11 protein-coding genes are annotated in these 13,858 nt (G+C 70.5%); 5 read left to right on the plus strand and 6 right to left on the minus strand.

What is annotated here, in order from left to right; all coding sequences use genetic code 11:
* Window positions 1–186 precede the first annotated feature (186 nt).
* The 3 genes from ACWD5D_RS41025 (at window position 187) to ACWD5D_RS41035 (ending at window position 3,261) form a co-directional block, all read left to right on the plus strand.
* The gene (locus tag ACWD5D_RS41025) at window positions 187–1,401 is read left to right on the plus strand and encodes an IS30 family transposase (RefSeq protein WP_451377866.1); all 1,215 of its coding nucleotides are present in this window, start codon (window positions 187–189) and stop codon (window positions 1,399–1,401) included.
* A gap of 232 nt (window positions 1,402–1,633) precedes the next feature.
* On the plus strand, window positions 1,634–2,410 hold the full coding sequence (locus ACWD5D_RS41030; RefSeq protein ID WP_451377856.1) for a ParA family protein: 777 nt from the start codon (window positions 1,634–1,636) through the stop codon (window positions 2,408–2,410).
* Entirely contained in the window at window positions 2,407–3,261 is an 855-nt protein-coding gene (locus ACWD5D_RS41035; RefSeq protein WP_451377857.1) for a hypothetical protein, read from the plus strand. The genes ACWD5D_RS41030 and ACWD5D_RS41035 overlap by 4 nt, the downstream gene beginning before the upstream one ends.
* A gap of 93 nt (window positions 3,262–3,354) precedes the next feature.
* On the opposite strand, the gene ACWD5D_RS41040 is transcribed toward ACWD5D_RS41035, so the two are convergent.
* A complete protein-coding gene (locus ACWD5D_RS41040) occupies window positions 3,355–3,576 on the minus strand; it encodes a hypothetical protein (RefSeq protein ID WP_451377858.1) in 222 nt (73 codons plus the stop codon).
* 29 nt (window positions 3,577–3,605) lie between these two features.
* Entirely contained in the window at window positions 3,606–3,947 is a 342-nt protein-coding gene (locus tag ACWD5D_RS41045; protein WP_451377859.1) for a hypothetical protein, read from the minus strand.
* Window positions 3,948–4,232: 285 nt separating this feature from the next.
* Between ACWD5D_RS41045 and mobF the strand changes: the two genes are divergently transcribed.
* Window positions 4,233–6,203, plus strand: a complete 1,971-nt coding sequence (gene mobF, locus ACWD5D_RS41050; RefSeq protein WP_451377860.1) for a MobF family relaxase — start codon at window positions 4,233–4,235, stop codon at window positions 6,201–6,203.
* A gap of 361 nt (window positions 6,204–6,564) precedes the next feature.
* On the opposite strand, the gene ACWD5D_RS41055 is transcribed toward mobF, so the two are convergent.
* On the minus strand, window positions 6,565–6,999 hold the full coding sequence (locus tag ACWD5D_RS41055; protein ID WP_451377861.1) for a hypothetical protein: 435 nt from the start codon (window positions 6,997–6,999) through the stop codon (window positions 6,565–6,567).
* Window positions 7,000–7,684: 685 nt separating this feature from the next.
* Here ACWD5D_RS41055 and ACWD5D_RS41060 point away from each other — a divergent pair.
* The gene (locus ACWD5D_RS41060) at window positions 7,685–9,322 is read left to right on the plus strand and encodes a replication-relaxation family protein (protein WP_451377862.1); all 1,638 of its coding nucleotides are present in this window, start codon (window positions 7,685–7,687) and stop codon (window positions 9,320–9,322) included.
* Between the two features lie 121 nt (window positions 9,323–9,443).
* Here ACWD5D_RS41060 and ACWD5D_RS41065 read toward each other — a convergent pair whose 3' ends face one another.
* From ACWD5D_RS41065 to ACWD5D_RS41075, 3 genes are read right to left on the minus strand one after another with little or no spacing between them, the layout of a single operon-like run.
* The gene (locus tag ACWD5D_RS41065; RefSeq protein ID WP_451377863.1) at window positions 9,444–10,727 is read right to left on the minus strand and encodes a hypothetical protein; all 1,284 of its coding nucleotides are present in this window, start codon (window positions 10,725–10,727) and stop codon (window positions 9,444–9,446) included.
* Window positions 10,724–11,017 carry a hypothetical protein gene (locus ACWD5D_RS41070; protein ID WP_451377864.1) on the minus strand — a complete coding sequence of 98 codons (294 nt, stop codon included), beginning with the start codon at window positions 11,015–11,017 and terminating at the stop codon, window positions 10,724–10,726. The genes ACWD5D_RS41065 and ACWD5D_RS41070 overlap by 4 nt, the downstream gene beginning before the upstream one ends.
* Window positions 11,017–13,536 (minus strand): Helicase associated domain protein, encoded by a 2,520-nt coding sequence (locus ACWD5D_RS41075; protein WP_451377865.1) that lies wholly within the window; start codon window positions 13,534–13,536, stop codon window positions 11,017–11,019. The genes ACWD5D_RS41070 and ACWD5D_RS41075 overlap by 1 nt, the downstream gene beginning before the upstream one ends.
* Between the last annotated feature and the right edge of the window lie 322 nt (window positions 13,537–13,858).

Here is a 13,858-nt window from a genome sequence, read left to right on the forward strand (position 1 = left end):
AGGACCGTGGGCGGTAAGAGGCTCGATCCGGCGTTGAAGAGGCGTTTCCTTGAGCGTCTGGATGCCGTGGGGAGCGTGTCTCCCGTGGCCCGTGAGCTGGGGCTGAACCTGAATACGGCGTTCACCCTGGCCCGCAAGGCGGGCATGAACTACGGGCACCTGGGGCACCCGCGGCGCGAGGAGTACATGAAGCTGCGGGCCCGGGGTGTCTCCCGTCGGGAAGCCGCCGAACGGGCCGGGGTGCACGTGCGCACGGCCAAGGACTGGGACTACGGCGTCCGGAAGTCCCGCAACGGGCGGGCCTACCCCGACGGCCGGCGTGTGAACTACACGACGGGCACCGTCACGATGTCCGGTGTGATCATGACGGCACCGGTGAGGCCGGTGAGCCTCAAAGCCCTTGAGAAGAAGCTGCACGCGCGATTCCTGTCGCTCTCCGAGCGGGAGCGGATACGTGATCTCCGCGCCGCCGGCCAGTCACTGAGGGCCATCGGGCGGGCTCTGGGGCGTCCGGCCAGCACCATCTCGCGCGAGCTGCGGAGCAACTCGGGGGCCAACGGATACCACCCCTACGCGGCGCACAGGGCCGCCGCCGCGCGCAGGCCCCGGCCGAAGGAACGCAAGCTGCTGCGCGAGAGCCCGTTGCACAGCTTCGTCCAGGACGGGCTCCGCAGACGGTGGTCCCCGGAACAGATCTGCCACGCTCTGACCAAGAGCCATCCCGACGACCAGAGCATGCGGGTGAGCGTGGAGACGATCTATCAGGCACTGTATTTGCAGGCCAGAGGCGGTCTGAAGCGGGAAGTCCAGGCAGCCGTCCGCACCGGTCGCACGCGCCGCAAGCCGCGACGCGACCCGAACCGTCGCACCCCTCGCTTCAACGACCCAATGGTGATGATCAGTAGCCGTCCCGCCGAGGTCGAGGACAGGGCGGTGCCGGGCCACTGGGAAGGCGACCTGATCGTCGGCGCACACGGCCGGTCCGCCATCGCGACGCTGGTCGAGCGGACTACCCGCTACACCATGCTGGTCCACCTGCCCGGCAGCTCCCACGACGCCACAGCCGTCCGCGACGGACTCGTCCGCACTGTCCAGACCCTTCCGCCGCACCTGCGCGGCTCTCTCACCTGGGACCAGGGAACCGAGATGGCGCGTCACAAGCAGTTCACCATGGCCACCGGGATGCCGGTCTACTTCTGTGATCCCGCCTCGCCCTGGCAGCGCGGCTCGAACGAGAACACCAACGGCCTGTTGCGGCAGTACTTCCCCAAGGGCACCGACCTGAGCCTGCACAGTCCCGAGGAACTCGAACGCGTCGCCCAGGAACTCAACGGCCGTCCACGCAAGACGCTCGGCTGGGATACACCAGCCGAGCGTCTACGTGATCTACTCACCACCTAAGCCAGGCAGTGTTGCAACGACCCCTAGAACTGAAGTCCGGGCGGCGGGGGCCGCTTTTTGCGTTCTACGGCGAAGAACCGGGCTCTGGGGCGAACACCGCACGGGCATCCCGCAGTTCTGAGCCCTGCCCTCCCTCGTTCGGGTTGTCTCGTGCCACGCCCCCCGCCGCCGCCCCTATCGACACCGTGCGCGAGGAGCTTGGCGTCCGTAGAGCAGCGCTATCGTGCCCGTCATGACCGAACCATTCCCGTCCGAAGAGGACGCCCCGGTGCCTGCCGAGCCCGTGGGCAACCTGCCCATCCCCAACACCCACCCCGACGGCGGCCCGCGCAGCATCGTCTTCGTCAACGAAAAGCCCGGCACCGCGAAGAGCACCTCTGCAGTCCTCACGGCGCTCGCCCTGCACGAGGACGGCCAAGACGTCGTCCTCATCGACGGCGACGTCAACGGAAAGTCCGTCATGGGCTGGCACAACGCGATCGGCGGCTTCCCGTTCCGTGTCTTCCAGATGCCGTCGGTGACCCTGCACCAGGACATCCCGAAGACCTTCGCCGACCCCAAGACCCGCATCGTCATCGACGCTCCGCCGCTGGAGAACCAGCCCGGCATCGCGCGCTCTGCCATGCGGTACGCAGACCTCAGCGTCATCCCTGTCGCTCCGTCGTCCATGGAGACCGAGCGGATGGGCGACATCCGTGACGAGATCAACGACCTCGGACCGCTGACCCTCAACGGCATCTGCGCCCGCGTCCTGCTCAACCGCTGCATCCCCCAGGCCAAGCGTCACAACAGGCTCTACCGGAACATCCTGGTCTCCGGAGGGTGGAACGTCTTCGACACCGCCATCCCCATGGTCACCGAGTTCCAGGGCGCCTGGGGCAAGACCATCGAAGCCGGAGGCGGCGAGTACGACCAGCTCCTGGTCGAACTCGGCATCCGGCAGACCCGTGACGCCACCTACGACGAGCTGGTGTCGTACCTGACGAAGGCGCGGGAGAACAACGAGTGACTGAGAAGGACACGGCCGCGCCCTCCGCGCCCTCCGCGCGGCGCGGTAGCCGCCGACGCCGACCCGACTACAAGGCTGACGAGGCTGCGGCGAAGAAGGCCGTGGCCACCCATCGCCCCGGCGGCCGTCCCAAGAGCCACCAGAACCCGGTCTTCCTCTCGCCCGAGTACGACCAGGGCACCCCGGCCGAGCGACTGGCCAAGCTCGAAGCGCTCATCTCTGCAGCGCAGTCGGCAGCCGAGACCAGCCTGATCGTCGCTCACAACGAGTTCGTCATGCAGGCCGGCCCCGCCCTCATCAAGATCAAGGAAGACGATCTGTGGCAGGCGGGCGGGTACACCAGCTTCAAGGACTACTTCGAGAAGAAGTGGAAGTACACCGAGCAGCGGGCCTACCAGCTCATCAGGGCCGTGCCGGTGATAGCGGCCCTCAAGGGTGTCGCCACCGTGAAGATCAATGAGGGGCAGTGTCGCGAGCTCGCGCCGGTCGCCCGCGATCACGACGCCGCCACGGTCCAGAAGATCTGGCGCGCGGCTGAGTCCAAGGGCAAGGTCACCGCGAAGTCGCTGGCCGCCGCTCGTGATGAGCTCAACATCAAGGTCGCCGTCGACGACGCTGAGCGGGTGGTGCCTCGCAGCAGGAAGGCGCCGGCGCCGGTCGATCCTGTCCAGCGGCTTGCCGGGTACGTCGGCCACGTCGAGACCTTCGCCCAGCAGGTGCAAGGGCTCGCTGACGCGTACGCCGACGCGGTGAAGAAGGACGCTCCGGCAGCCGAGAAGCTGCTCGCGGAGATCCGGGGACACATGGCCGCCGCCGCTGCCGCGTTCCCTCAGCAGTCCCCAAGCGACTAAACAATTGTTCAGTCGCAACGGCCCCGCATCGAGGAAGGATGCGGGGCCGTTGCGTTGAGGGTACGGCTGGTTGAGGAGCCGCGCGCCTCTGGATCAGTCTTGGAACTCCTTGCTCTTCACGCCGTAGAACGTGGGCTTCGCGGGCCGGACCTCGGACTGCGCCATGCTGTCGGCGAGCGGGGCGAAGGTCTCGCTGCGCCGGACGACATCAAGGAACTTGCCCAGCGCGTCCTTGTCCTCCCACAGCGCGGACGCGGTGCTGATGATCAACGACTTCAGGTGCTCCGACTCGGTCACGGTCTCGTTCGCTGCCACGCGGTGTCCCCTCCTGGTGATCGGGATGATCAGCCAACCAACTGGCGACCCACGCCCACAAGACGGCCTTCGGTCAGGGGCCGGTCCAGGATGCTGTGGGTCCCGATCCGGTGCCACACGATGTGAGGGACCCCGATGACCTTCTCCCCGCCGTAGGACCACGTCGCGCGCCCGTCCGGCGCCCAGGTGAGTTCGTAGACGCCGGGGGCCCGGCGCACGCCCTTGATCCGTAAGCCGGGGCGGAAGTGGCGGCCGGTGCGCAGGTCGGGCACGAAGGCGTCCAGGACGACGCGGCGGAAGCGCCGGCGCTGGGCGGGGGTGAGGTGCTGGAGGTCGGTGGTGAAGCGGGGGAGGGTCTCGAAGGTGGGCATGGTGGTCTCCTCCGGGCAGCACGACGAAGCCCCCGGCGGGTGCCGGGGGCTGCTGTAGGCGGTGCTCGTTGGTGGTGTTCGTTCCTTGGCGCTGGATGGTGCTGGGTGGTGTCGTCCGGGCCGTGGTGTGAGTGCTGCCGGAGAGCGATGACATTCACGTCCGGCCCGGGGCTGCTTCCCGCCCGACGGGCACCTGAGAAGAAAGTTCGGCCGCCGCTCCCGCCTGGCGGGACGCCCCGCTGATCGGCCTTTTCTTGCAGGTCACAGCCGTGTGGCGTGGTCTCCATGACAGTGGATATCAGGGTCATCCGGGCCGGTCAGATGTACCGCTACTACCTGCGCCAGACCGTCGTCGGCGACGGCCGCCGCCCGGCCCGCACGCCGCTGCGCGCCGCCCAGGAGCAAGCCGGTGTCCCGGCCGGGCGATGGATGGGGCGCGGCCTGGCCGTGCTCGGACTGACGCCGGGTGAGGAGGTAACCGAAAGCCAGCTGCGGAACCTGTTCGGCGAGCGGGGCCGCCACCCGTACGCGGACCGGATCGAAGCCGACCGGCTCGCCAAGGGCGACTCCCCGAAGAAGGCGTTCAAGGCTGGCGCCCTCGGACGCCGCGTGACGGTCACCGGGGTCGACTTCGTCTTCCGGCCGCAGCCGACGATCTACCTGTTGTGGGCGCTGGGGGACGAGGAGACCCGGCGGGTGATCGAGGCCGCGCACGAGCGCGCGATCGAGCGGGTACTGGAGTGGATCGAGGACGAGGTAGCGGTGATCCGGTACGGCAAGGACGGCATCTACCGGGTACGGCCGCCCGGCGGTCTGGTCGCCGCGCGCTTCCGCCACTACGAGGCACGGTCGGGGATGCCCTTGCTCCATGACCATCTGCTTCTGTCCGTGAAGGGGCAGCGCCTGGACGGGAAGTGGGGCTCGATCCACACCCTGGCCCTGCACGAGAACACCGTCGCGGCCTCCGCGCTCTACAACGAGATCGTGGCCGCTGAGGTCTGCGAGGCGCTGGGGCTGGCGACCGAGCCCCGCACCGTCACCCCGGGGCGCCGGCCTGTGATGGAGATTGCCGGGGTGCCGCACGAGCTGATCCGCTGGACCTCCCGGCGCAGCGACCAGATCGCCGCCTGCCTGGAGGACCTGGAGCACGAGTACGTCACCGCCGTCGACGACGACGGCGAGCTGAAGTTTCTTCCCGTGGTCTCCGAGCGGGCCCGCGCCAAGCTGAACCAGATCGCCGCCCGCAAGACCCGCCCGCCCAAGCAGAAGACCCGGCCGCTCGCGCAGCTGCGCGCGTGGTGGAAGACGAGCGCGATCCTCACCTCCGGTGTCGCCGCCGACGTCATCACCTCCCTCCTCGAGTACGCCCGCGCCGCGGCTGCCGCGATCCGGGCCCGGGTCGCCGCCGTGGTCGACGTCGCCCTGGCGGCCGTCGACGTCACCGCGACCGTGTTCGTGATGAACGACGGCGGCCGCTTCCACCGCCGACACCTGCTCGCCGAAGCCCGCCGCCACCTCGCCCTCGTCCTGCGCGGCCGCCGCCGCGACCCCGGCCTGGACGACCAGATCGTGGCCGCCGCCATCTCCACCCACTGCCTGGACATCAGCGAGCCGAAGACCGTGCGTGGCCTGGAGTCCGGCTACCGCCTCTACACCGCCCGGTGGGCCCTGTCCGACCTCCCCGCCCGGCCCCGCCCACCCACTTCCGCGCCCGACCCGGACCGGCACCCCCCGGCCGATCCCGGCGAGCCGGCTGCGCCCCGGCCCCCGCGCCAGGACGCGGGGGAGTGGGAGATACCCCGCCTCCCGCTCCAGTACGACCGTGCCGTCCTCGCCGGTGCGGTGGTGCGGGAGAAGCTGCGCACCGCCACGACTGCCACCGTGCGAGGCCGGGCGTACGACGTCGTCGCCCACCAGCAGGCAGCGATGCCCGAGCAACTGCTCGCGCCCCAGGCCGCCGACCCCGAGCACGACGACCAGGCGCCGGAAGCCGGACATCGGGAGGCGATCGACATGACGGCGCTGCGGGCCTTGCGGGAGTCCCGCACGGACGTGGAAGCCCTCGATCTCACGGCCGACCGGCTGCGCCGCCTCCAGGACGCGTTCACCAAGGCGGCCGACGACTCCCGCGTCCGCGCGGACCGCTACACCGACCAAGGCGACGCCGACGCAGTGCGCCCGGTACGCCAGGACGACCAGCAGGCGCACCGCCCGCAGGAGCCCGGACCGCACCGCGGCCGAGAGGCCGGCCACTGAGTGCATCCGATGCCGCGCATCCGATGCCGTGCATCGAACCGGCGATGCCGCGCATCCACTCCACCGAGTGGAGTCCACCGGCCGGGAGTGGCCGACACCGTGCTCGGCATCCACTCCACTGAGTGGAGCCCACTCGGTGGAGTGGACGACATCGTGCGGGAGTGGACGACATTGCCGGGGACGATGCCGTGCATCCACTCGGTACGCACCCGCCGCATTTCCCCTTGACCTCGGCCCGTGTCAAGGAGAAATGCGCCGCCCTCAGCTGCTCCACTCCACCGCATCAACCCCACCCGATGCGCACCACTCCCGCGCGCTGGCCACACCGGATGGACTCAGTGCGGACCGCACGGTGGCGCGGTCACCGGTGCAGAGCCACCACGGTCGCTACCACCGCACGGGCCCGCGCCACCTGCTCATCGCGCAGCGCCTGCAGAGCCCGGACGACGTCCGTCGGTGCGTCGGCGAGGACCTGGCCGACGAAGTGCGCGATGGTGCGGGCGATCCCCGGCGCGGCAGCCGCGGGGGCGTGCGTGGCCCACTCCCTGATCGCCATCAGGTAGATGACGCCGACCTCGTCCAGAACGAAGGAGTCGGCGCAGGGATCGGTGTCGTCGGACAGCGCGGTCACGGGGAAGACGATCAGCTCCGCGATGCCCGGCAGCAGTCCCGGCAACGGCTCCACCTCGGGCGCGAGCCGCGCGGCCTGGACGTCGTCTCCGGCCTCCACCGCCAAGACGTAGTCGAAGCCGAGCTGGACCAGGTGCGGGGGCAGCGAGGGAACGATGGGGGACACAGGCAGCTCCTGACGTACGGTCGCCGTGCCGATCACGGCGACGTCCCAGCAGGGTCGGCCCGCCAGCCTGTGGACAGAGGACAGAGAACTCTCCCCCTCCGCCCGGGTGGGATGAATCGGGGCTGCAAGGGGCAAACCCGGCCCCCTTGTCCAGCGTGGTCGGCCCGACCACGAGCCCGACCATGCCCCCTAGTCCAGGTCTGCTACCGCCCCGCCCACCGCCGCGTTTCTCCTTGACCACGTCCGCTACCGGCCACGGTCAGACCGCGGACAAGGGGGGCCCGTACACGCTGCTCCTTCGCAACGACCGCCCCGGTCGGGGCAGCGAAGGAGACGAGACGATGACGAGCACCCACCCGAGGGCCGGGCAGCGGCACCGCTCGGGCCGATCACACCGGAAGGCCGGCCCGTGGCGGGCAAGCCCAAGGGGGCTCCCTGGGGGCCCACTTCGAAGGCCCCTTGGGAACCCCCTTTGGTGCCCGGCACCCGAGGCCGGAGGAAAACCCCTTGTCAGAGCGGCAATCGGCGCGAAAACTGCGCCGTCACTACCCTCTTCTCTTCTCTTGTTGTCCGTAGTGGAGGAGATCATCGGGTTCCGGGGGGCCCGGACGCCCTCCCAGGCCGGGCGCGGCCAGCAGTGTCGGTCGGCCGGCGGCCGGTCGCGAGCAACGAGGGAGCAGAGCTGATGGCGGGGAAGCGGAAGAACAACCCGGCGGGGTCGACGAACAGCTACCGCGGCGACGTGCTGCGCGTGCTCGGAGCGTTGAAGGTGGCCACGGCTGATCAGATCCAGCGGATCGGCGCTCCGCACCTGACCTTCCGGCACGCCGACAAGGAGACCCCGTCGAAGCAGAAGCAGGCCCGCACCGCCTCGCACACCGCCGCGCTCTCCGACATGCGCAAGCACGGCCTGTCCGAGAACGGCGGCTCCACCGAGACGGGCGACTCCCTACGGAACCTGACCACCAAGGGCCTGGAGGCCGCCTCCTACGAGCTGCGACGCCCGGTGACGGAGATGGGCTCCACCGCACGCGGCGCGGGCTCCAGCGGCGCCTCCCACCCGATGGCCGTCAACGAGACCGTGATCGCACTGCTGCGCCCGAAGCCGAACATGGCCAAGCTCGCCGATGACCCGCCGCATGTCCAGGCCGCCGCCCAGGCCGCCGTCGACGCAACGGACGGCATCGGCACCATCGCCTCGTACTGGACCGAGGTCCCGCTGCCCGCCACCGGCACCTGGAACGCGCCCGGCAAGGGCGGCGCCCAGGCCGACCTCGTGCTCACCGCACCACAGGACCAGGTGCCGCTGCTGTTCATCGAGGTCGACAACTGCCACGAGACCGCTGAGGAGCTCGCCGCCAAGCTGGAGAAGTACGCCCGCTTCTTCCGGCGAAACGCGAAGGACACCGACGGCAAGGAGCGCCCGATGTGGCGTACGCGCTGGACGATCCCCGAGGGCCGGTACGGCGATACGCCGCATCCGCCCGTGCTGCTGGTGTTCAACCGCATCGGCGAGCGCAACCCCAACCGCACCATCCCGCGCCTGCAAGAGCTGACCCGCCACCTGTGGCAGGGGGAGCGGCAGCGCGGCGGCCACCACCTCTACGACCGGAAGATCCCGATCATCGCGGTCGGGCTGCGCAATCTCCGCGAGCACGGACCGGCCGGCGCCGTGTTCCTCCGCTTCGGCCGCGACCAGCTGCAGCCGCTCCTGGAGGCGATCGGCAACCCGCGCCGCGAGGCCGCCGACGCCCGCGAGCAAGAAGAGTCCAAGGCCCGCCAGGCGGAATACCAGGAACAGGTACGGCGGGCAGCGCAGGAGCAGGCGGCGAAGCAGGCAGCCGAGCGCGAGGCCCGCCGTCCCGTCTGCACCGGCTGCGGGGCGAAGTTCACCGACGCCCGCTGGGAGGCGACACAGCCGAAGGACTGGGGAGCCACGAAGGACTCCCACCCGCACATGTGCGACGGCTGCAAGCAGAGGGCCACCGCGGCCGCCGTCGGCCCGGCGGCCGGCACACGGGAGCACCAGGAGCCGAACCGCGCGGAGGTGGGGCAGCACGACTTCCGGCGGAACACCCGGCGCCCCGTCTGCACCCAGTGCGGTGCCGACTTCACCGACGAACGGTGGCGGGCAACCGAGCGCGTCGGCTGGGGCACGACCCAAGAGCCCCGACCGACGCTGTGCGGGGACTGCGACCAGCGGCACGAGACCGACTGGGAGGAAACCTGGCCGGGCGTCACGCGCCAGGGCCAGGACCAGGGCCAGGGCCAGGCCGTGCCCGAGCAGAAGGCCACCGGCTGGCTCTCGCGCCTGCGCCGCTGAGCCGGGCAAGCCGCCGGCGGGCGCGGGCAAGCCCAAGGTCACCCTGGGCAAGCCTCCCGACCCGACGACAGCGGGGCCGGACAGGATCACCTGCCCGGCCCCGCTGCTGGTTCCCGGCTGCTCACCGGCTGAGGCGGATGCGTGGCCCCCACGCGAACTCGAGGTCGTCCAGCAGGACGGTCTCCAGCTCCTTCTCCCACTGGGCGCGCAGACCGAACGGGTGGGTCTCCATCCGCTCCAGGATGACCAGGGTCTCGGGCTGCCCGATCAGCGCGTACCGGCCGTGCGAGGCGGGCCTGCTGCCCGGCCCGTACGCGCGCAGCAGCTCCTCCAGGCGGGCGCGGTGCTGCTCCACGAACGCCTCCAGGCGCTCGATGTACCCCTCGCGTTCCTCGGTGCGCACCGCGCTCAGGGCGACGTCCAGGAACTCCCCGTCCGGCCAGTGACGCGTTCCCGGCGCGGCGACGGCCCACGCGAAGCCTTCCGCCACCGCCAGGACGCGCTTCGCGTACAGCGGCGGTGCTGGGGCCGGTTCCTCCACCGGGGTCTCTGCCGGGGCGGGGGAGCCCGGGTGTTGAAGGCGGGCGAGCGGCAGGGCGCTGGAGACGGCGGTGGTTGCCAGCGGCGTGTCCAGGGCTTCCAGGTGGGCAAGGAGGAGGCGGGCCAGGGTACGGCCGTGGTCGCTGCCGTGCGGTTGCTGGGGGGTGCTGCCGTCGCCCCGATCGCCGGGGTAGGCGAGGTGCCAGGGGTATACGACGGTGCGGTGGAAGAAGTCGGCGAGCACCTCGAACAGGTCGCTCGCCTCGGGGCCGGGTTCGTACGCGCCGACCACGGCGGCCGCGGCACGTCCGATCTCGGAGCTGGTCAGAGAGAGCGCGTCCAGCATGTGCCGTGCGGAGTTCGAGGGGGTGTCCTCGAAGACCTCCACGATTCGGTACAGGCCCGGGGGGCCGTAGAGGTTGCCCTCCTTCGCGCGACGCACCATCACCGCGGCCTCCTCGACCGAGTCGGCGGTGGCGAGGTTGGTCACCTCCGAGGCACCGGGGTGCTCCGGCTCGGTGCACCTGGCGAGGACCTGGTACAGCCCTCGTTGCTCGGGCGGCCGTACTCCGCCCGACGCGGGGTGCCCGTGCCCGCGCTCCTCCGGATCGCCGGCAGGCGTGTATCCGTCGAAGACCTGGTGTGACACCAGATTCCGGATCCGCTTCAGCTCCGTCATCCGCACCGCCGCCCTGTGCCTTTCTGCAGGGCCCGCAGGATCCGTCCCGTCCTCGCCGGTGGCGATCAGGTCGCCCAACTGCTCCCGCGTCAGGCCGGTAACCTCCCGGCGGACTTCTACACGGATCTCAGCGTCGCTGCTGGCTGTCGTCACGTCGGTCCTCTGGTCGGTGCCGTCGGTGTTCACTCGGTTCCTTCCTGGTCGGTGCGGTGGGCGATCCAGTTCGGATCGCGTACGGGCGCCGGCGCCCGGGTCTCGGTGGCCGGGGCGCGCATGATGCGCCAGCTGGTGCGCGGCGCGGTGACGGCGTGGGCCAGGAGGACGACGGCCTGCCGCCCGGCGCCGCCCCGGACCCACGCCCCGGTGAAGCGGACCTGATCGGCCGCCCAGTCGCCCAGGCGCCGCCAGGGGCGAAGCCGCCCGAGCATGTAGCCGGCCGCGAGCGCGACGACGGCTGCGGTGACGACGACGCCCATCACGCCCACCGCATCCCGATCGCGGACAGCAGCTCCACCCGCTCCGGGGACAGCGTCGCGGCCCGGCTCCGCTGGTTCCCGACCCACGCCCCGAGCCGGAGCTCCCGCTCCTCCTGGTCCTCGCCGACGATCCGTTCGATGTGCTTCCTCGGCACCCGCAGGTGCCCCTCACGCTCGAAGAACTGCTGGGCGGCCTCGTAGTTCAGCGCCCACTTGTCGGCCTGCGTACGGCGCGGCTGCGGCTTCTCGTCCTCGGCCGCGGGCTCGATCCCGAGGACCTGCTCACACATCCACTGCTGCACGGTCGTCAGGTTGTCCCAGCCGAGCCGGACCGACCGCACCCACCGCCCGAGGTCCTCGCCCTGGTGCACGACGTCACCCGGCTCCATCGGCAGCTCCCCGCCGACCTCCTCCAGGTGGAGCCGGACGAGGTGGAACGCGCGCTGCCACTCCACCGGCCAGGCCGGGCACCACGACGGGTCGATGTCCTCCAGCTGCTCACGCCGCTCATCCGACAGCGCCCCGGCCGACGACTCCACCGGCAGACCCTCGGCACGCCGCTGCTCGATCTCGGCAGCCTTCCGGGCGGCGGCCCGCGCGTTCTTCAGCCAGATCCCCACCCGGTACCCCTGGTGCGTGGCGTCCAGCGGGGCCAGGAGGTGCCCGTTCGTCTCGGCCCACCCGCGCGCGGCGGACAGGCCCTCCTCCCACGCGACGTCGAAGTGCGACCACACCATGCCCAACTTCTCCAGCTGCGCGATGCGGTCCTCGTCCATGTCCCCGCGGGCGTAGAAGCGCCGGTTGTCGGCGATCCACTGCCCAAGGGGGAAGTTGGCGAGCGAGGCTGGCCACCCGACCCCCTCCGCCTCTTCACCCTCGGGCACGCGGTACGTGAAGGGCACCTTCAGGTCGCCGTGCTCGCGCGCGAAGATGACGGCGGCCTCAACCCCACGCCGCCAGTGCTCGTGCTCCGGGTTGAGAACCCGCAGGTTGATGAACGCCGCCAGCTGCGCCGGGTCGCGCGGCGTGCTGAACTTCAACAGCTTCCGCGCCGGGGCCGACGGGCCGCCGGACCCGTTCCCCTCGCCCCGGCTCTCCTTGCCCTGCGCGGCCTTCTGGACGGGCTTGTAGGCGCTGGGGGCCTGCTGCTGCGCCAACTGCTCCACCACCCGGGCGTCGTGCGCCCTGAGCGCCTCCAGCAGCTTCGCCAACCCACCGAACGCCCTGGAGGTCAGCATGTTGTCCGCCGTCTCGCCGGGCCCGAGCAGCACCGGCACCACGAGCGAGGCGACCTTGCCCTCGCCCGGATGCATCCGCAGCGCGCGGCCGACGGCCTGGACGAGGTCGGGCATGGAACCGCGGACGTCTGCCCAGTAGACGGAGTCACATTCCCGGGTATCTACGCCCTCCCCGAGCACCTTCACCGAGCCCAGGAAGCCCTTCTCTACCACCGTGCCGTCCGTGGCGATCCCGGCCGCGAACTCGCCCAGCACCCGGCGCCGGTGGTTGGGCTTGTGCTCGCCGCACAGCCAGTCAGCCCAGATCGTCTTGGGGTACAGCTCGGGGTCGCTGGCGTGCAGCTGCGTGGCGACGTCGGGGAGGCCGGCCGCGTACGCCTCGGCCTCCTTCACGACGTGGTGGAAGACGAGCGTGCGCCGGAAACCTTCCTCCGAGGACGCCTTGAGCAGCGCGGTCTGGAGCGCGGCGAGCCGGGCCCCGCGCACCTCGTCCGAACGCCCCTCAGCACCCAGGAGCTGCGCGGCCTGGAGCTGCGTGTCGGTGATGTCCACGCACACCACCTGGTACGGCGCACAGATTCCCCGGTCGATCGCCTCCGAGAGCGTCAGGGTGAACGCCCTGCTGCCGAAGGGCCCGTCGGGGTCGTCTTCCATGCTCGCGACCAGCTCGCCCGGCGCGCCCTGGTCGGCGTCCTCGTCCAGCTGCCACAGGCGGGGCGTGGCGGTCATGTAGAGGCGGCGCAGGGACGGGATGCGGGTGTTGTCGTGGACGACCGCCCACGGCTTGCCCAGCCGACCGGAGGTCCGGTGCGCCTCATCGACCACGATCAGGTCCCAGCCCGGAAGGCCGGCCTTGTGCGCGCGCTCCAGCGTGCCGAGCCCGAGGGAGGCGTACGTGGCGAACACGGTGACCTTGTCGAACGGCCGTACCCAGTCGACCAGTTCCTCCACGTCCGTGGTGTTGGGGAAGGTCACGTCCTCGCCCCGCAGGGATGAGACCCCGATCATCGGGCCCGTACGGCCGGCCTCGCGCCACGCGGCCTCGGTCTGGGTGAGCAGGTCCAGCGAGGGGACGAGCACCAGCACACGGCCCGCGTGGAGCTTCTCCGCACTGCGGGCCGCGACCCGGGTCTTCCCGGACCCGGTCGCCATGATCACCTGAGTCCGGAGTCCCCTCTCAGGCGCAAGCGATCTTGCAGGCAATTCGAGGGCACGGACAACCGCGTCAACGGCTTCCTGTTGGGCCGCCTCACGCTGATCGGTTCGGCTTGTGGTCGACATATCCGTCTGCCTTCTCCTGGGTTCTTACCTGGGCAGGAAACGGGAAACCTGCACGTAGAAGGCTTGCGATCGGCTACGGTGAACCTCACCGGAACCGGGTCACAGCCTCGGACCAGTAGCGGGAAGCGTGATCGAAAACCGGTCCAGCTCCCTTAGTGGTGCTGCTATCTGAGTCCAGAGTCTATCTCTTGCTTCAAAGTGAAGCACTCAGAACCAGGAAAGTCCCTCGAACGTGGCCGAATTCTGTTACTGTTGCCTTATGGCCACCCCCGAAAGCAGCCTGACAGTCGGTCAACTCGCCCCAGCGCTCACTGGTTCGGCT

The sequence above is a fragment of the Streptomyces sp. NPDC002520 genome, assembly GCF_053595235.1.